Raw genomic sequence first — 16,705 nt, forward strand, 5'->3', positions numbered from 1 at the left:
CACACCGGCCCGCGGATCAGGGCGGTACTCGCTCGGGCTACGTACCCTGAGTTACATGTCAGCGACCACGCCAGCCGGCCTTCCGCTCCCGTACCTGCACCGCAGCGCCGGGCGCGCGTCGGTGCCCGGCTCCGGTCGGAGCGCCACCGGACGCGCCCGCCCGGGTGAGGCGCGCTGGTACCCGGCGCCGGACGAGCAGCCGCAGGCCGGCGGGCCCGGCGGCCCGGGTGGCCCGATCGGCCCGGACGGCCCCGGTGGCCCGGGCCGGCCCGGCCGGCCGGAGCGGCGGGGTCCGCGCCCGCGCTGGGGACGGATCGCCATGGTGGCCGGCGTGGCCGTGCTGGTGCTCGCGCTGCTCGGCGGCGTGGGTGCCTGGTTCTACGCCCGCAACCTGAACAACGACCTGGCCCGCACCGACCCGTTCTCGGAGATCACCGGTGGTCGGCCGGCCAAGCCGGTCGAGGGGGCGCTGAACATCCTGCTGGTCGGCAGCGACTCCCGGGACCCGGACGCCCCGGTCGACCAGAGCAGCAAGTGGCGGGCGGACACGATCATCGTGATGCACATCCCCTCCGACCACAAGCAGGCCTACCTGGTCTCCATCCCGCGCGACCTGTACGTGCCGATCCCGGAGAGCGCCAACGCCGAGTGCGGCTCCGGCCAGCGCGGAAAGATCAACGCGGCGTTCGCGTTCGGCGGCCTGCCGCTCGCGGTACGGACCGTGGAGTGCTTCACCGACGTCCGGCTGGACCACGTGATGGCGATCGACTTCGCCGGCTTCAAGCAGGTCACCGACGCGCTCGGCGGGGTCGACCTGAAGGTGGAGCGGACCATCACCTCGATCCACAAGCCGTACCGGACGTTCACCAAGGGCGTCAACCACATGGACGGCGCCGAGGCGCTGGACTGGATCCGGCAGCGCAAGCAGTTCCCGGACGGCGACTTCGCCCGGATGCGGCACCAGCAGGAGTTCCTCCGCGCGCTGATGGACAAGGCGGCGAGCACGGGCACGCTGACCAATCCCAAGAAGCTGCACGACTTCCTCCAGTCGGTGACCGACGCGGTCACCGTCGACCAGGGCTTCTCGTTGATGGACATGGCGGTGCAGTTCCGTAACCTGCGCGGCGAGAACCTCACCTTCGTCACCAGCCCGCACGTGGGCAGCCAGACGATCAACGGGGAGTCGGTGGTGGTCTCCGACCGGGAGAAGGCCCTCGCCATGTACCGGGCGATGGCCGGCGACACGATGGGCGACTGGGTGAAGGCCAACCAGAAGCCGGCCGCGGGCGACGGCGGCTGACCCGCCACGGATCGACCGGCCCGGCGCCACCGCGTCGGGTCGGACGTCGACGGTCGTCGACGTCGGTCGGCGGCCGGATTCCGGTCGCCGGGAGGCCAACCGCCGACCGGTCGCATTGATCTGTCCGTTCGGTCAGATCGCCTGGATGGCCTACAGGGCAACGGAAATTTGCCGTGGGACGAACTCGCCAGGACGGGAAAGCGTACGTACAGTGGTCCCGCCCCCTGATCACGCGAGCTGGAGCACGCATGCCGGTTCAGACCAGCCGACGCCCCTCGTCGCTGGAGCCACCCCGCGCCGCCGTGCGGGTGTCCTCCGCCGTCGCGGCACCACCCGGCAAGGGCGGCGGCGGCCCGGCGAAGAAGCGGAAGCGCCGCAAGGACCCGCTCTGGGCCCGGCTCACCGTCGTCTTCGGCGCGGTGCTGATGATGACCAGCGGTGTCGCCATCGTCGGCAGCAAGGCCCTGATCAGCCAGGCGACCGGCAACATCGCCCAGCGCAACCTGCTCGGTGACGCCGGCAAGACCGACGCGGAGGGCGGCGCGAACCTGGACGGCCCGATCGACATGCTGCTGCTGGGCGTGGACGCCCGGGAGCGCTGGGCCGCCGACGACGTCCGCGCGGACAGCATCATCGTGCTGCACATCCCGGCGACCCACGACCAGGCGTACCTGATCTCGATTCCCCGGGACACCGAGGCGCACATCCCGGCCTTCAAGAAGAGTGGCTACGCCGGCGGGGTCGACAAGATCAACGCGGCGTTCCAGGCCGGCGCCCGCAACGGCGGCGGCTGGGAGGGCGGCGCCCAGCTGATGGCGCAGACCATCAAGAAGATGACCGGAATCAGCTTCGACGGCGCCGCGATCATCAACTTCGGCGGCTTCAAGAACGTGATCGAGGCCCTCGGGTCGGTGCGGATCTGCGTCAAGCAGGAGGTCGCCTCGATCCACATGTCGTACGTCGACGGCAAGCCGATGTGGAACGCGGACGCCAAGAAGACCGGCAAGCCGATGACCCCGGTGGTGCACAAGAAGGGCTGCCGGGAGATGGAGGGCTGGGCGGCGCTGGACTACTCCCGGCAGCGCAAGAGCCTCAAGAACGGCGACTACGACCGGCAGGCGAACCAGCAGCAGCTGATCAAGGCGATGGCCCGCAAGGCCAGCGACAACGGCACGCTGACCAACCCGGTCAAGCTGAACCAGCTGATCAAGGCGGCGGGCAAGGCCTTCATCCTGGACACCGGCGGGGTGCCGGTCGCCGACTTCGTCTTCACCATGCGCGGGGTCACCGCCAACGAGTTGACCATGTTGAAGACCAACGGCGGCACCTTCCACGGCGACGGCGCGGGCAAGGAGACCCTCAGCGAGGAGACCCTTGCCATGTTCCGGGCGGTCAAGGAGGACAAGCTGGCCGAATTCGTCTTCGCCAACCCCGGAGTGATCTCCAACCGCAAGTAGCGGCGGTGGGTCCGACGGCGACCGGCGAGGGCCGGGCGACCGGGCGGATCTCGGCGAACCGGGCCTGGCCGGGCCATCCCGACCGTAGCCTGACGTGAGCAGGTTTCACGTACGGGCGGCGGGGAGGGGGCGCCACGTCCAGGTCGGGGCGGGACGGTCGGAAGCGGATCCGGGCGGGCAGCCGGTCCGCGCCGCCGCGCTGGTCCCGCGTCCTGCTCGGCGTCGGCCTGGCGCTGGTGGTGCTGGCCGGGGTCGCCGTGTTCGGCGTCCGCGCCCTGACCGACCGGTACGACCGCACGGTGCTCCGCGAGCAACTGCTCGACCCGAGCGCCCGGCGGGACCGGACCGACCTCGACGGGCCGCTGAACTACCTGCTCATCGGCTCCGACGCGCGCCCCGGCGCCACCGGCCCGGACCAGCGCACCGACACCATCCTCATCGTGCACGTGCCGGCCGGGCTGCGCGAGGCGTACCTGGTCTCGGTCCCGCGCGACCTGCTGGTGGCCATCCCGGCCGGCGCGAACGGCTTCGGCGGCGGGCCGGACAAGATCAATGCCGCGTACGAGCACGGCGGGGGCGGCGAGGGGGGCGCCCGACTGCTCTCCGCCACGCTGGCCCGGCTGACCGGCATCCGGTTCGACGGCGCGGCGCTGATCGACTTCTCCGGCCTCCGCAAGGTGATCGACCTGCTGGGCGGGGTCCGGATGTGCGTGCAGACCGAGGTCCGCTCGATCCACACCGACCGGGTCTACCACCCCGGCTGCCAGCAGATGGACGGGGCGCAGGCGCTGGACTACGTGCGCCAGCGCTACGACCTGCCCGGCGGCGACTACGACCGGCAGACCCACCAGCAGCAACTGCTCCGGGCGATGCTGGAACGCGCCTCCGAAAACCGGCTGCGCACCAACCCGGTCAAGCTCGACCAGGTGATCCGCGCGGTCGGCGGTTCGCTGACCGTGGACACCAACGGCGTGCCGCTGGAGGATCTGCTGCTCGCGCTGCGCGACCTGCCCAGCGACGCGCTGCGCGGGGTACAGGTCCCGTCCTACCCGCAGACCATCGACCAGGTCTCGTACGTGCTGCTGGACAACGGGGGCAACGGTCTCTTCGAGGCGGTCCGGGGGGCCGGGGTGGCCGACTGGGCCCGGGCCAATCCCCGCTGGGTGACCCGGTTGTGACCGGACCGGCGACCGTGGCTGCGGCGGTCGGCCCGGCCAGGATCTAGGCTTGGTACCCGTGTTCGGACCCCAGGTTCCCACCGTGACCGTGCCCGAGATCGCCGACGACACCTACCTGCTCGACGTCCGCGAGGACGACGAGTGGGCCGCCGGCCACGCCCCCGGCGCCCACCACCTGCCGATGATGGAGCTGCCCGCCCGGCTGGCCGAGGTGCCCACCGACCGCGACGTGGCGGTCATCTGCCGCTCCGGCGGGCGCTCCGCCCAGGTCGTCGCGTACCTGACGCGCAACGGCTGGGACCAGGTGCGCAACGTCGCGGGCGGGATGGGCGAGTGGGCCGCCGCCGGCCGCCCGGTGGTCGACGGCAACGGGCAGCCGGGGCGGGTCCTCTAGGCGGACGGCATGGCCGAACCCCTGGTCTTCGCGCACCGCGGCGCCTCGTACGACCTGCCGGAGCACACCCTCGCCGCCTACCTGCGCGCCCTCGACGAGGGCGCGGACGGGCTGGAGTGCGACGTCCGGCTGACCCGGGACGGGCACCTGGTCTGCGTACACGACCGCCGGCTGGACCGGACCAGCAACGGCCGCGGTCTGGTCAGCGCGCGTACCCTCGCCGAACTCGAGGCGCTGGACTTCGGCTCGTGGCACCCCGGCTGCGTACCGGCCGACGGGGACGAGGTGCTCGACGAGTCGCACACCCGGCTGCTCACCCTGGAGCGGCTGCTCGACGCCGTACTGGCCGCCGGCCGGCCGGTGCGGCTGCTGGTGGAGACCAAGCACCCGTCCCGGTACGGCGGGGACGTCGAGCGCCGGCTGGTCGCCGTGCTGCGCCGGTACGGGCTCGCCGAGCCGAAACCGGACGATCCGGTGCGGGTGACCGTGATGTCCTTCTCCCCGCTGGCCGTACGCCGGATGCGGGAGCTCGCCCCGGCGCTGCCCACCGTGCTGCTGCTGGAGGTGCTGCCGCGCTGGCTGCGGCTGGGTCGGCTGCCGTTCGGCAGCCGGATCGCCGGCCCGGGGATCGGCCTGGTGCGGGCCCGCCCGCAGCTGGTCCCCGCGCTGCGCGCGGCCGGCAACCAGGTCTACGTCTGGACCGTCAACGAACCGGCGGACCTGGACCTGGTGCTCTCCGCCGGGGTGGACGGGATCATCACCGACCGGCCGGCGCACACCCTCGCCCGGCTCGGCCGCCGACCACCACCGACCGCCGCCGACCTCGGCCGGTGACCGCCACTCCGGCCCGGGCGGCCGCCGCCGCCGACCTCGGCCGGTGACCGCCGCTCCGGCCCGGGCGGCCGCCGCCGCCGACCTCGGCCGGTGACCGCCGCTCCGGCCCGGGCGGCCGCCGACGCCGACCTCGGCCGTCCCGCCCGCTGCCGACCGGGCGGACCGGCGGCGGCCGGGAGCGATGACCGCCGCGGGACGCCGGCCGGCGGCGGGCGGGACGGGCGCCGGCGGGGTCGTCCCGGCGGGCGCGGTGGTCGGTCCGGCCGGGGGTGTGCGAAAGCCGGACGGCGCGGCACACTCGGGGCATGCCGGAGCGCACCGACTACGCGGCACTCATCGCCGGTCACCGGGTGGTCATCGAGATGATCAACTCCGGCGACGCCGGGCTGCCGGTCCTCACCCAGCTGCTCCGGGTCGCCCAGCCCGCGCTCGGCGCGGCGGCCATGGCATTCGTGGAGTTCGGGCCGGCCGGCGGCCGGGTGATCGCCGCGACCGGGGCCGCCGAGTGGGCGGTCGGCCGCCCGCTGCCGGCCACCGACCCGACCACCGTCTGCCTGCTCGCCGGTCCGCGCGTGCAGCAGGTCCGGACGGACCAGCTCACCGGCCAGCTCACCGGTGAACTGGTCGCCCGGGGCCTGCACCGGATGGTGGTCGCCCGGGCCGAGATCGGCGGGCTCACCGTGGGCAGCCTGCACGCCCTCTATCCGGCGGGCGACGAGGACCCGGGCGCCGGGCAGCACGCCGTGGTGGCCTACCTCGCCGCCTGCATCGCGCACATGTACGGCGACCAGAGCGGGCTCCCGGTGCACGGTGACGGGCCGGTGGTGGCCGCGCTCGCGGACGGGCTGGCGGTGGTCGACCGGGAGGGACACGTCCGGCTCTGGAACCCGGCCGCGGCCCAGGTGACCGGCCGGGCCGCCAGCCAGGCCCTCAACCGGCCGTTGCCGTTCCCGCTGCCCCCGTCCGGCCAGGTGCGCGACCACCGGCTGCCGGACGGCCGGTGGCTGCGGATCACCTCGGGCGAGCTGGCCGGGCCGGGCGCCCTGCGCGTGGTCACCTTCCGGGACATCACCGACCAGCAGCGCCGGGACCACGACCGGGACCTGTTCGTCGCGGTGACCAGCCACGAGCTGCGCACCCCGGTGACCGTGATCAAGGGGTACGCGGACACCCTCACCGACCACTGGGAGTCGCTCACCGACGACGACCGGCGGCAGGCCGCCCGGGTGATCGGCCAGCGCGCCAACGAGCTGGCCCGGCTGGTCGACCGGCTGCTCTCCTCCGCCGCCGAGCCCGGGCCGGGCGACGACCCGCCGGCCCCCTTCGACCTCGGCGACGCGCTCCGGGCCGCGGTCACCGACCTGCCGGCCGAGCTGCGCCACCGGCTCGTCCTCGACCTGCCGGCCGACCTGCCCAAGGCGCTCGGCTACCGGCCCAGCCTGGCGACGGTGCTCACCGAGCTGGCCACCAACGCGGGCAAGTACAGCCCGCCCGGGTCGCCGATCGAGGTCAGCGCCGGCGCGGACGGGCAGACCGTCTCGTTCCGGGTCGGCGACCGCGGCATCGGCATCCGGCCGGAGCACGTGGAGCGGGCGTTCGACCGGTTCTGGCAGGGTGAGTCCGGCGACCGGCGGCGCTTCCCCGGCGCCGGACTGGGTCTCTATCTCGTCCGCCGGATCGTTGAACAGCAGAATGGCTGGGTATTCCTCAGACCGAGGGCCGGTGGCGGTACGGTCGCTGAGGTGCGGCTGCCCCGCGGGTGACCGGCGGCGGCGAGGTGAGAAGGGGCGAACGTGTCGACGGGAGCGGGCGAACGGGCGTGGTGCGTGGTGGTGCCGCACCACGCCAGCGGGGCGCGGCTGGCCCGGCGGCGGCTCGCCGAGGAGTTGGGCGAGGTGGTACCCGCCACGCTGCTGGCGGACCTGGTGGCGGTCCTGGCCGAACTGGTCGGCAACGCCGTCCGGCACGCCGACCCGCTGCCGGGCGGGGTGGTGCGGGTGGCCTGGCGGCTGCGGACCTCGGACGAGGGCCAACGGATCACGCTGCGGGTGACCGACGGCGGCGCCAGCGACGGGCCGCGGATGCGGTCGGCCGACCCGGACGCGGCCGACGGCCGGGGCCTGCACATCGTCTCCGGCCTGGCCAGCCGCTGGGGCGTGGACCGCGACGGGCTGGGGCAGAGCGTCTGGGCCGAGTTCGAGCCGGTCGGCGCGGCCCGGTCGGACCTGGTCGCGGCCGGCTGATCGGGCACCGCGGGCGGGTCCTGCCCACGGCGTCCGGCCGCGGGCTCTAGGCTGTCTCGCCGTGAGCAAGCGTCGAAAGAGCCAGCGGGCCGCCGAAGCCACCCCGAAGCGGGAGAAGGTGCGCGACATCTTCGCGCCCCGTCCCTTCGAGGGGCTGACCGACGAGCCGGAGTGGATCGCCCTGCGCGAGCTGGTGCCGGCCGCCTCCGCCCCGCTGCGGCTCGTCCCCGAGCTGGTCGAGGAGTTCGGTGAGCGGCCGGTCACGCTGGCCACCGTGCTGCCGATGGCCGCCCCGGCGATGACCAAGCCCGACGGGCGGGTCTTCATCGGTCTCCAGCGTCACCAGCAGTCCGGGGACGTGTCCCGGGACCTGGCCGACGCGCTGCTCTGCGCGCTGCGTACCGAGCCGGGCCGGCAGGTCGCGGTGCCCCCGCTGCCCGGCCCCGGCCCCCGGCTCCAGGACGTCCTGGTCGACGGCCCGCTGGAGATCACCATGCACGACGGGTTCGAGTTCTGGCTCGACCCGGAGGCCGGCGAGGACCCGACCGTGCAGGCGTCCCTGGAGCGGGCCAACGCCGCCGTCTACCCGACCGTCCGGCTGACCGCCGCCCGCGCCGCCTACTGGTGCCAGGTGCCGGAGAAGGCGCACGTGCGCTGGGTGCTCCCGGACGACGAGGACGCCGCGCTCGACGCGCTGGCCCGGCTCGGCGCCGCCGGCACGCTGACCCTCGGCGAGGAGACCCGGTTCGCCGGCATGTTCCGCGCGCACGGCCGGCTGGTGCCGGTCTGGGACCTGCCGGAGGAGACGCCGGCCGCCGAGTGGGAGGACCCGGTGGCCCAGTTCGCCAAGCGGTACGCCGAGGCGCTCGCCGACACCACCCCGCTCGACGCCGCCGGCCGCCGCTCCCGCCAGGGCCTGCTCGGCCGCCAACTCACCCTCCGCTGACCCTCCCACCCCACCCGCCGCCCGCGCCCGCGGGCTCGCGCGCACCCGGCCGCCCTGGGTCGACTCGTTCAGCGAACGAGTGGTCGCTCCCGGGCGGAACAGCCACTCGTTCAGAGCACCTGCACGATCTTCGGGGGCGGAGCGGGGGCGGGGTCAGGGGCGGAGGGGGTCGCGGACGAGCGGGCAGGACATGCAGCGGGGGCCGCCGCGGCCGGAGCCGAGTTCCGAGCCGGCGATCGGGATCAGCTCGATGCCAGCGCGCTCCAGTTGCGCGTTGGTCTCCACGTTGCGCTCGTAGCCGACGCAGAGCCGGGGAGCCAGGGCGAGGGTGTTGTTACCGTCGTCCCACTGCTCGCGTTCCGCGGTGACCGGGTCCAGCCCGGTGTCGATCACCCGGAGCTGGTCCAGGTCCATCGCGTCGGCGGCGGCCCGCAGGAACGGCGCCGGGCCGTCCACCCGCGGGTCCTCGCCGTCCGCGCCGGCGATCACGGTGTACGCCGAGAGCGTGTTCGCCACGTTCGGGTACATCAGCACGGCGTCCACGTCGACCATGGTGCAGACGGTGTCCAGGTGCATGGTGGCCCGCTCCTGGGCGATGGGCACCACCAGGATGGTGTGCGCCAGCCCGGCGGCGAAGACCTGCCGGGCGAGGCGCTCGGCGCCGGCCGGCGTGGTCCGCTCACCCACCCCGACCGCGAGCACGCCGGGCGCGAGCAGCAGCACGTCGCCGCCCTCCAGGTGCTCCAGGTGCGGGTGGTAGACCGCCTCGGTGCCGACGAAGCGCGGGTGGTGGCGGTAGATGGCCTCGGTGAGCGTGGTCTCCCGGCGCCGGGCGGGCATGGCCAGGCTGGTCACGCCCACCCGGTCGCCGATCCAGAGCGACGAGTCGCGGGTGAAGAGCAGGTTCGGCAGCGGGTCGATGACGAAGTCGTGCCGGTCCATCAGGGTGTAGACCAGGCCACCCGGCCGTTCCGGGCTGAGCCGCAGTTCCTCGTGGGCCAACCCGGCGATCAGCACGTCGGCCAGCGCCGCCGGGTCGAGGTACGCGAGGTGGTCGGCGACCCGGGCGCGCAGGGTGTCGCCGAGCCGGGGCGAGCGGAGCACCTCGGCGGTCAGCTCGGCCCGCGCCTCGTCCACGGCGAGCGTCTCGGCCAGCAGGTCGGCCAGGTAGAGCACCTCGACCCCGCGCTCGCGCAGCGCCGCCGCGAAGGCGTCGTGCTCCTCCTGCGCCCGACCCACCCACGGGATCGCGTCGAACAGGAGCGAGTCGTTGTTCCGTGGTGTCAGCCGGGCGAGTTCCGGGCCGGGTCGGTGCAGCAGTACGGTGCCGAGCCGGCCGACCTCGCTGTCGACGTAGTGGGTCACCCTCGCAGCGTAGGGCAGGGTTTGGCGGCATCCGAGAAAACAACTGTGAATGAATATGGCATTCATCCACAGTCATTCCGGCGCTCCAACTTGCCGAGCCCCCGGACTGGCAACGTAGGGTAGTGAGGACATAACTTCGAGGGACCTTTTGCCGGAGGTCGCGATGACTGTCTTTCCCGCTCGCCGAGCCGTACCCCCGACCCGGGCACTGCCGCCCGCGGCGGTGCCACACCCCCGGGTGGAGTCGCCGGGGGTGCTCACACCGTCCCGTCCGTCCCCGTTGGAGTGGGCCCGCCGCCGGCGGGCGGAGCGGGGCGCGCGGCGGCTGGAGGCGGCCGGCGCGCGGGCCCTCGGCCAGCTCGACCACCTCGGTCCGGCCTGGCACGTCATCGAGTGGCCGCGCACCGACGTCGCCGACGTCCTGCTCGACCACCGCCAGGACGACCGGGCCGGCTTCCTGGCCATCGGCCCGAGCGGGCTGTTCGCGGTCACCATCGCCGACCACGGCCGGGCCCGGGTGCTGGTGGCCGGCGACGTGGTGCAGATCAACGGCAAGCGACCGCCCTACGTGGCCGAGGCCCGCCGGGACGCCAAGCGGGCCAGCAAGGCGCTCAGTACCGCGGTGGGGCACCCGATCCCGGTGACGCCGGTGCTGACCTTCGTCGGCTCCGGCGTCATCAGCGTCTACGGGCTGCCGAAGGACTGCCTCATGGCCACCCACCGCGAGCTGGACCGGCTGCTGGTGGCCGCGGGCAACCGGATCAGCCCGGCCACCGCCGAGAAGCTCTCCCGGGTCGCCCAGCACCCGAACACCTGGCTGAACGGCACCTACCGTCCAGCGGCCGACTACCGGTGGTACGAGGAGGGCCGAACGGCCGCTGACAAGCCGGCCAACCGCCGGTAACGTCACCGGCGACGCCACGCGACCCGGTCCGGTGTCGGCACCGTCGGTCGCGCCGTCGCCGGCCCGCCCGGTCAGGGCAACGTCCACCCCCGGCGGCCCGGTGGCTCACGCGCGGTCGGCGACGGCCGGGGCGACCGGCTAGCGTGGACAGACCGTCGGTGTACATAGGAGGCGCGGTGGCCCACGTCGAACTCTCGCTCTCGGAAGTCCTCGCGCCCGCGGCCGGGACACCGACAGAGCAGGAGTCCGACAACGTCGGTCAGTGGTCGCTGACGGTGTCCCACGCCGACGAGCCCTGCCTGCTGATCGACGCCGAGACGAAGGTGGTGGCGGTCTCCGCCGCCGGGTGCGAGCTGCTCTGCCTCGGCGCGCCCGAGGACGTCATCGGGCTGCCGCTGCTCGGCGGCGGGCTGCGGCTGCTCGACTTCACGGCCAACCCGCGCGAGCTGACCGAGCAGGAGATCGACAAGATCCCGCCGCTGCTCGCGCTCTCCTCCGGGCGGCTCGCCCGCGGCCTGCTCCGCGTCCAGGCGGCGTCGACCGGGGCACCGGACGCGACGGTCGACGCGATCTCCACCCCGGTGCTCGCCGAGGGGTCGGTCGCCGGCTCGCTCACCTTCTTCTCCGAGGTCTGACCTGCGGCAGGGTGTGGTGCTCGCCGCACGCGGCGAAGCTGGGGCCGGCCCCCCACCAGGCCGTAAGGTGCCCTCATGCTCGATATCGCTCTGCTGCCGGGGGAGTACGCCGTGTGCCGGTTGGCCGCCGACTCCACCCTGCCGCCGGGTCTGTCGGGCGGGCTGGGCGACGGCGACGTCGTCACGGTGACCTGGACGGCCGACGGGATCTCGCTGATCTGCCCCGCCGACCGGATACCAGACCAGGCCACCATCGAGACGGTCTGGCGGTGCCTGCGGGTGGCCGGGCCGGTCGACCTCGCGGTCACCGGCACCCTCGCCGCGCTGGTGGATCCGCTCGCCGAGGCCCGGGTCAGCGCGCTGGCCTTCTCCAGCTACGACACCGACTACCTGCTCGTCCCGGCGGTCCGCCTCGGCGCGGCGACCAGCGCCCTGGAGCGCGCCGGGCACCGCGTCCTGCGCTGAACCCCGGCCACCGCTTCACCGCGCGGGCCGATCCTCCTACGATGGGCTCGGCCACCCCCCGGCCGTAACGACGACCCCCGATGTCCGAGGTCACCCCGTGCCGCCCACCCCACCCCGCCGCGCCCCGCGCGGATCGTCCGGTGCCGTCCGCGCCCCGGTCCCGCCCCGGCGGCCGGTGGTGGCCGTGGTGCTGGTGGCCGGGTTGCTCGCCGGCTGCGGCACCCCACCGGAGCTGCGGACCGCCTCACCCGGGCCGGTGAGCACGCCGGGCCGGACGGCCGCCCCGGCCCCCACCGGCACGGCACCGGCCCCGGTCGGCCCGACCGGACTGCCCGGCCTCGGCACCCCCACCCCGACGACCGACCCCGGACTGGTCGCGGTGGCCTGCGCGAACGGGCCGACCGGCGCGCGGGTGATCGACCTGGTGCGCGGGCGGGGCGGGGTGCTCCCCCGCGACGTGCGGGTCCGGGTGAGCAGCGGGCCGCTCTGCGCCGCCGGATGGCACTACACGATCCTGGACGTGACCGGCCACGAGCAGCTCCAGGTGGTCACCCGGGGGTCGGGCAGCGCCCCACGGCTGGTCACCGCGGGCACCGACGTGTGCACCGCGGAGGTACGGGCGGCCGGCCCGCCCGGCATCCGGAACCTGGCCTGCGAGGGCGGGGCGCTCGGCGTACCGAGTGCGTAGGCTGGTCGCCATGCCGGGTACACCGCCGACGCGCTTCGTCTACCTCGGGCCGGAGGGCACCTTCGCCGAGCAGGCGCTGCGCACCGTCCCCGCCGCCGAGCGCGGCACCCGTACGCCCGCCCGCAGCGTCGGGGAGGCGCTGGAGAGCGTACGGGCCGGTGAGGCGGATGCCGCCCTGGTGCCGCTGGAGAACTCGATCGGCGGCGCGGTGGGGGTGACCCTGGACGAACTGGCCGAGGGGGAGCCGCTGGTGATCACCCGCGAGGTGCTCCTGCCGGTGGAGTTCGTGCTCGGTGCCCGGGCCGGCACGTCACTCGCCACGGTGCAGACCGTCGCCGCCCATCCGCAGGCGTCCACCCAGTGCCGCGGCTGGCTGCGGGCGCACCTGCCCGACGCGGTGGTGGTCGACGTGCTCTCCAACGGCGCCGCCGCGGCCGGCGCCGCGGCCGGCGACTACGACGCGGCGATCTGCGCCCCGATCGGGGCGGCCCGGCACCGGCTGGCCGTGCTGGCCGACAAGATCGCCGACCACCCGGACGCGGTGACCCGGTTCGCGCTGGTCTCGCGCCCCGGCCCGCCCCCGCCACCGACCGGCGACGACGTCACCTCGCTGGCCGTCTACATCGCCCACGACCGGGTCGGCGCGCTGCTGTCGGTGCTGATGGAACTGGCCGTCCGCGGGGTCAACCTGACCCGGATCGAGTCCCGGCCGACCGGCGAGGCGCTGGGCCGCTACGTGTTCTTCCTCGACTGCACCGGGCACGTCGCCGACGTCCGGCTCGGCGAGGCGTTGCAGGGGCTCCGGCGGGTCTGCGCCGACGTGCGCTTCCTCGGCTCGTACCCCCGGCACCGCTGGACCGGCCCGGCGGGCGACCGGCCGGTCCCGGCCCCCGCCGGGCTCTCCGACGCCGACTACGCGGACGCCGCGGCGTGGCTGGCCCGGCTGCGGGCCGGCGAGCTGAGCTGAGCGCGGGGCGCCCCACCGTGCCGGCGGGACGCCCCGGACGGGTCAGCTCAGCAGGCCGCCGAGCAGGCCGCCCTGCTGCTCCTGCGTGCCGCTGCCCATGATCGGCGGCTCCTCGGACGGCTGCACCACCACGAAGCCCTGACCGGCGAAGGTCATCGTGAACGCCTCGCCGGTACGCCGGCCGAGCAGCGTGCCGAGGCCGAGCTGCTCGGCCCGGTGGTAGCCGGTCTGGAGGTTGGCCGACCAGCAGACCGCGGCCTGCGGGTCGACGTAGGTGGGCGCGTCCACGTTGAGCACCACCGGGGTGCCCTTGGTGGTGATGGCGATCCGGCCGTGACCGGTGAAGACGCAGTTGAAGAGGCCGGACGAGGAGGCCATGCCGGCGCCCTGGACCATCCGGATGTCGTACTGGAGGGTCGAGTCGAAGGCCAGCACGCTGGAGCCGTTGATGGAGAGCGCGTCGCCCGGCTCGAGGTCGATGACGTGCACGTCCTTGGCGAAGTCGGCGAGGAAGACGTCACCGCGGCCGGTGAGCTTCATCAGCGGCACACCCTCGCCGGTCAGCTTCTGCTTGAGGAACTTGCCGAGCCCGCCCGAGCCGAGCGCCTGGAACTGCACCTGCCCCTGGTAGGCGACCATCGACCCGACCCGGGCCATCGCCTCACCGTTGAGCTCGATCTTCAACATCTTGGAGTTCTGCAGCCGCATGCCGGGCTGCGCGGACTCCTTCTCCAGGTTCTCCGCCGAGAACAGCTCGCTGCGCATGGAAAGTGCCTCCTGAGGTCGTGATGCCTGCCTGCGACGGTAGGGCAGAGCCGCAACCGGCGGCATCCGCCGGTCAGCGGCTGTCGGGCGGCCCCGCGGCGAGCGACCCGGAGCCCGGGCGGCGGTCCCGGCGGTCGCTCAGGCCCAGCCCAGCTCGTGCAACCGCTCGTCGTCGATGCCGAAGTGGTGGGCGATCTCGTGCACCACGGTCACCGCGACCTCGTCGACCACGTCGTCGTCGGTGTCGCAGATGCGCAGGATCGGGTGGCGGTAGATCAGGATGCGGTCCGGCAGCACCCCGGCGTAGTCCCAGCCCCGCTCGGTCAGGGCGTGCCCCTCGTAGAGGCCGAGCAGTTCCTCGTCGCCGGGCGGCGGGTCGTCCTCGACCAGGATGACCACGTTGCTCATCAGCCCGAGCAGCTCCTCGGGGACCTCGTCGAGGGCGTCGGCGACCAGTTCCTCGAAGCGTTCGCGGCTCATCTCCACCGGCACCCCACCCATTCTGCCCGACCGGTGCCGCGCCGGACCCCGCCAAGATCCCGGCCGGGTACGGAAAGAGTGGCCACCCGGCGCCGGATGGCCACTCTTCGCGCTGCGGTCAGGAGGTGAGGCGAGCGGTGAGGGTGATCTCGGCGCCCGGCGACAGCAGGCGGGAGATCGGGCAGTTCGCCTTGGCCGCCTCGGCGAGCTTCTGGAACTCGCTGTCGTCGATACCGGGAACCTGGCCGACGGTCTCCAGCTCGATCCGGGTCACGGTCATGCCGGCGTCGGTCTTGTCCAGGTGGACCTTGGCGGTGGTCTCCACCGAGGTCGGCGTCGAGCCGGCGTCGGCGAGCGCCTTGGAGAAGGCCATCGAGAAGCAGCCGGCGTGCGCGGCGCCGATCAGCTCCTCGGGGTTGGTGCCCTCACCCTCCTCGAAACGCGACTTGAAGGAGTAGTTCCCCTCGAGCCCGCCCTTGCCGGTGCGGACCGTGCCGGACCCCTCGGTGAGGTTGCCCTGCCAACGTGCGGAAGCGGTACGGATAGGCATGCACCGACGCTAGCCGAAACCGGGTGTCCCCTGCGACCGTTCGCGATCCACGTCCCATCCTGCCGCCTGTGTCATGATTCGGCTCAGGCCCGTGAACGCGGAAGGGTGAGGCGATGTCCAAGGATCTCCCCATCCCACGGCAGGAAGACCGGTCCGACGGTACGGCCGTCGTGGAGTGGGGCGGGTCGGAGCCCGCCCCGGCGGCGGGCCGGTTCGGCCGGCTGCTCTCCGGCCTGGGCACGGACCGCCGGCTGCCCCCGCTGATGGCCGCCCTCGGCGCGGTGGCCGCCGTGGCGTCGCTGTTCGGCGAGTGGCTGGTGATGACCCTGCCCAACGGCGGCCCGGAGGGGAACACCTCGATCCGGGTGCCCGCCGGGGTCTCCGACGTGGGCGGCTTCGGGGTCGGCTACCTGGTCGGGCTGCTCGTGCTGGCCAGCGCGGTGGGGCTCGCGCTGCGCGGCACCCCGGCCGTCCGACCGAACGCCCGGATCGCCGGGCTGACCCTGGCCGGGGCGCTGCTCGCCCTGCTGACCGCGACGGCAGCCACCCTGGACGACACCAGCCAGCGCACCCTCTTCTACTCGACCGAGGACGGCTTCCGGGTCGAGTACGGCCGCGGCCTGGTGATGGCGTTCGTCGCCTGCGCGCTGCTCGCCGTGGCGCTCAAGCTGGCCCCGGCCGCCGCGGCGGCGTCGCCCGACGCGGCGGACGAGGAGCCCGGCGAGCCGGCGGCGCGCGGCCGGCGGCGCCGGTCGGGACGCGTGACGGAGGAGGACGAGCTGCCGCCGCCCGCCGACCTCACGGTCGGGCCGGCCATCCCGTTCGCCCGCCCGGAACCGCCGATCTGACCGGCCGGCGGACCGCCGGGCTCAGGGCTTCGCCCAGCGGATCTCGCCGTCCACCAGCACGTCGGTGGCGCGCAGCCCGAGCCGCTCGGCCACCCGGGCGGAGGCTCGGTGGTCGGGGTGCACGTGCGCGAGCAGCGCCCGTACGCCGTGGCCCTCCAGCCAGCCGACCATGCCGGCGGCGGCCTCGCCGGCGTAGCCGCGGCCCTGCTCGGGGGCGGCGACCACCCAGGCCAGCTCGGCCACCGGCCGGTCGCCGTCGAGCCGGAGGGTGGCCTGCACGGTGCCGACCGCCGCCCCGGTGTCCCGGTGCCGCACCACCCAGTTGAGCCAGCCCTGGCTGCCGTCGGGCGAGCGCCCGACGACCTGCCGCCGGTACCGCTGGCGCAGCTCGTCGGGGCTGGCCGGCCCGCCACCGGTGTACTCGTACAGCACCGGGTCGTCGAGCAGCGGTGCCAGCTCCTCGGCGTGCTCGACCCGGAGCGGCTCCAGCACCAGCCGTTCGGTGCCGATGACCTCCGCCACCGGCCAGTCCCGTTCTGCCATCCGGTAACCGTACGACCGCCCCGGCGGCGCGCCGGGGCGGGGCACGCAACGTCACCCGGGGTGCGCCGTCCGTTGGCACCCGATTCGCCGGGAAGCCATGGTTGCGGCCGGTTCCGCGAGGTACGGTTGCTGCCCGCCGTCGG

General features: G+C 74.3%; 19 protein-coding genes. 14 read left to right on the plus strand and 5 right to left on the minus strand.

The features are described from left to right. Positions 1 to 55: 55 nt before the first annotated feature. The 8 genes from SM577_RS21820 (at position 56) to SM577_RS21855 (ending at position 8,352) form a co-directional block, all read left to right on the plus strand. Complete coding sequence (locus SM577_RS21820) at positions 56 to 1,300, plus strand: LCP family protein (protein WP_302920448.1); 1,245 nt, start codon at positions 56 to 58, stop codon at positions 1,298 to 1,300. Positions 1,301 to 1,548: 248 nt separating this feature from the next. After that, positions 1,549 to 2,757 carry an LCP family protein gene (locus SM577_RS21825; protein WP_302920447.1) on the plus strand — a complete coding sequence of 403 codons (1,209 nt, stop codon included), beginning with the start codon at positions 1,549 to 1,551 and terminating at the stop codon, positions 2,755 to 2,757. Between the two features lie 236 nt (positions 2,758 to 2,993). Next, on the plus strand, positions 2,994 to 3,935 hold the full coding sequence (locus tag SM577_RS21830; protein ID WP_302920446.1) for an LCP family protein: 942 nt from the start codon (positions 2,994 to 2,996) through the stop codon (positions 3,933 to 3,935). Between the two features lie 58 nt (positions 3,936 to 3,993). Continuing rightward, positions 3,994 to 4,329 (plus strand): rhodanese-like domain-containing protein, encoded by a 336-nt coding sequence (locus tag SM577_RS21835; protein WP_302920445.1) that lies wholly within the window; start codon positions 3,994 to 3,996, stop codon positions 4,327 to 4,329. A gap of 9 nt (positions 4,330 to 4,338) precedes the next feature. After that, positions 4,339 to 5,163 (plus strand): glycerophosphodiester phosphodiesterase, encoded by an 825-nt coding sequence (locus tag SM577_RS21840; RefSeq protein ID WP_302920444.1) that lies wholly within the window; start codon positions 4,339 to 4,341, stop codon positions 5,161 to 5,163. Between the two features lie 305 nt (positions 5,164 to 5,468). Further along, positions 5,469 to 6,926, plus strand: a complete 1,458-nt coding sequence (locus SM577_RS21845) for a PAS domain-containing sensor histidine kinase (protein WP_474580225.1) — start codon at positions 5,469 to 5,471, stop codon at positions 6,924 to 6,926. A 63-nt stretch (positions 6,927 to 6,989) separates the two neighbouring features. Further along, positions 6,990 to 7,406 carry an ATP-binding protein gene (locus SM577_RS21850; RefSeq protein ID WP_302922577.1) on the plus strand — a complete coding sequence of 139 codons (417 nt, stop codon included), beginning with the start codon at positions 6,990 to 6,992 and terminating at the stop codon, positions 7,404 to 7,406. A 61-nt stretch (positions 7,407 to 7,467) separates the two neighbouring features. After that, complete coding sequence (locus tag SM577_RS21855; protein ID WP_474580224.1) at positions 7,468 to 8,352, plus strand: DUF5926 family protein; 885 nt, start codon at positions 7,468 to 7,470, stop codon at positions 8,350 to 8,352. A gap of 153 nt (positions 8,353 to 8,505) precedes the next feature. Here SM577_RS21855 and SM577_RS21860 read toward each other — a convergent pair whose 3' ends face one another. Next, complete coding sequence (locus SM577_RS21860) at positions 8,506 to 9,717, minus strand: arginine deiminase (protein WP_302922558.1); 1,212 nt, start codon at positions 9,715 to 9,717, stop codon at positions 8,506 to 8,508. A 163-nt stretch (positions 9,718 to 9,880) separates the two neighbouring features. On the opposite strand from SM577_RS21860, the gene SM577_RS21865 reads away from it, so the two are divergent. The 5 genes from SM577_RS21865 (at position 9,881) to pheA (ending at position 13,376) form a co-directional block, all read left to right on the plus strand. Beyond that, positions 9,881 to 10,621 carry a hypothetical protein gene (locus SM577_RS21865; RefSeq protein WP_302922557.1) on the plus strand — a complete coding sequence of 247 codons (741 nt, stop codon included), beginning with the start codon at positions 9,881 to 9,883 and terminating at the stop codon, positions 10,619 to 10,621. Positions 10,622 to 10,797: 176 nt separating this feature from the next. After that, complete coding sequence (locus SM577_RS21870) at positions 10,798 to 11,256, plus strand: hypothetical protein (RefSeq protein ID WP_302922556.1); 459 nt, start codon at positions 10,798 to 10,800, stop codon at positions 11,254 to 11,256. Positions 11,257 to 11,331: 75 nt separating this feature from the next. After that, positions 11,332 to 11,721, plus strand: coding sequence for an ACT domain-containing protein (locus tag SM577_RS21875; protein ID WP_302922555.1), 390 nt, complete (start codon positions 11,332 to 11,334; stop codon positions 11,719 to 11,721). A gap of 178 nt (positions 11,722 to 11,899) precedes the next feature. Next, positions 11,900 to 12,409 carry a hypothetical protein gene (locus tag SM577_RS21880; RefSeq protein WP_474587940.1) on the plus strand — a complete coding sequence of 170 codons (510 nt, stop codon included), beginning with the start codon at positions 11,900 to 11,902 and terminating at the stop codon, positions 12,407 to 12,409. A gap of 10 nt (positions 12,410 to 12,419) precedes the next feature. Continuing rightward, the gene (pheA, locus tag SM577_RS21885; RefSeq protein ID WP_474587851.1) at positions 12,420 to 13,376 is read left to right on the plus strand and encodes a prephenate dehydratase; all 957 of its coding nucleotides are present in this window, start codon (positions 12,420 to 12,422) and stop codon (positions 13,374 to 13,376) included. Positions 13,377 to 13,418: 42 nt separating this feature from the next. Here the strand turns inward: pheA and SM577_RS21890 are convergent, their stop codons facing one another. The 3 genes from SM577_RS21890 to SM577_RS21900 form a co-directional block, all read right to left on the minus strand. Further along, positions 13,419 to 14,141 carry an AIM24 family protein gene (locus SM577_RS21890; protein WP_167180294.1) on the minus strand — a complete coding sequence of 241 codons (723 nt, stop codon included), beginning with the start codon at positions 14,139 to 14,141 and terminating at the stop codon, positions 13,419 to 13,421. 138 nt (positions 14,142 to 14,279) lie between these two features. Beyond that, positions 14,280 to 14,627 carry a metallopeptidase family protein gene (locus tag SM577_RS21895; protein ID WP_302922575.1) on the minus strand — a complete coding sequence of 116 codons (348 nt, stop codon included), beginning with the start codon at positions 14,625 to 14,627 and terminating at the stop codon, positions 14,280 to 14,282. A gap of 112 nt (positions 14,628 to 14,739) precedes the next feature. Further along, on the minus strand, positions 14,740 to 15,171 hold the full coding sequence (locus SM577_RS21900; RefSeq protein WP_302922553.1) for an OsmC family protein: 432 nt from the start codon (positions 15,169 to 15,171) through the stop codon (positions 14,740 to 14,742). 113 nt (positions 15,172 to 15,284) lie between these two features. On the opposite strand from SM577_RS21900, the gene SM577_RS21905 reads away from it, so the two are divergent. After that, on the plus strand, positions 15,285 to 16,019 hold the full coding sequence (locus SM577_RS21905; protein ID WP_302922552.1) for a hypothetical protein: 735 nt from the start codon (positions 15,285 to 15,287) through the stop codon (positions 16,017 to 16,019). Between the two features lie 21 nt (positions 16,020 to 16,040). Here SM577_RS21905 and SM577_RS21910 read toward each other — a convergent pair whose 3' ends face one another. After that, on the minus strand, positions 16,041 to 16,562 hold the full coding sequence (locus tag SM577_RS21910; RefSeq protein ID WP_302922551.1) for a GNAT family N-acetyltransferase: 522 nt from the start codon (positions 16,560 to 16,562) through the stop codon (positions 16,041 to 16,043). Between the last annotated feature and the right edge of the window lie 143 nt (positions 16,563 to 16,705).

The sequence above is a fragment of the Micromonospora desertarenae genome (assembly GCF_056150265.1).

Bases quoted from the DNA above. Each gene is read 5' to 3' on its own strand.
- SM577_RS21910 (WP_302922551.1), bottom strand. From the start codon at position 16,562: ATGGCAGAACGGGACTGGCCGGTGGCGGAGGTCATCGGCACCGAACGG.
- SM577_RS21905 (WP_302922552.1), top strand. From the start codon at position 15,285: ATGTCCAAGGATCTCCCCATCCCACGGCAGGAAGACCGGTCCGACGGT.
- SM577_RS21820 (WP_302920448.1), top strand. From the start codon at position 56: ATGTCAGCGACCACGCCAGCCGGCCTTCCGCTCCCGTACCTGCACCGC.
- SM577_RS21875 (WP_302922555.1), top strand. From the start codon at position 11,332: ATGCTCGATATCGCTCTGCTGCCGGGGGAGTACGCCGTGTGCCGGTTG.
- SM577_RS21840 (WP_302920444.1), top strand. From the start codon at position 4,339: ATGGCCGAACCCCTGGTCTTCGCGCACCGCGGCGCCTCGTACGACCTG.
- SM577_RS21900 (WP_302922553.1), bottom strand. From the start codon at position 15,171: ATGCCTATCCGTACCGCTTCCGCACGTTGGCAGGGCAACCTCACCGAG.
- SM577_RS21845 (WP_474580225.1), top strand. From the start codon at position 5,469: ATGCCGGAGCGCACCGACTACGCGGCACTCATCGCCGGTCACCGGGTG.
- SM577_RS21890 (WP_167180294.1), bottom strand. From the start codon at position 14,141: ATGCGCAGCGAGCTGTTCTCGGCGGAGAACCTGGAGAAGGAGTCCGCG.
- SM577_RS21865 (WP_302922557.1), top strand. From the start codon at position 9,881: ATGACTGTCTTTCCCGCTCGCCGAGCCGTACCCCCGACCCGGGCACTG.
- SM577_RS21825 (WP_302920447.1), top strand. From the start codon at position 1,549: ATGCCGGTTCAGACCAGCCGACGCCCCTCGTCGCTGGAGCCACCCCGC.
- pheA (WP_474587851.1), top strand. From the start codon at position 12,420: ATGCCGGGTACACCGCCGACGCGCTTCGTCTACCTCGGGCCGGAGGGC.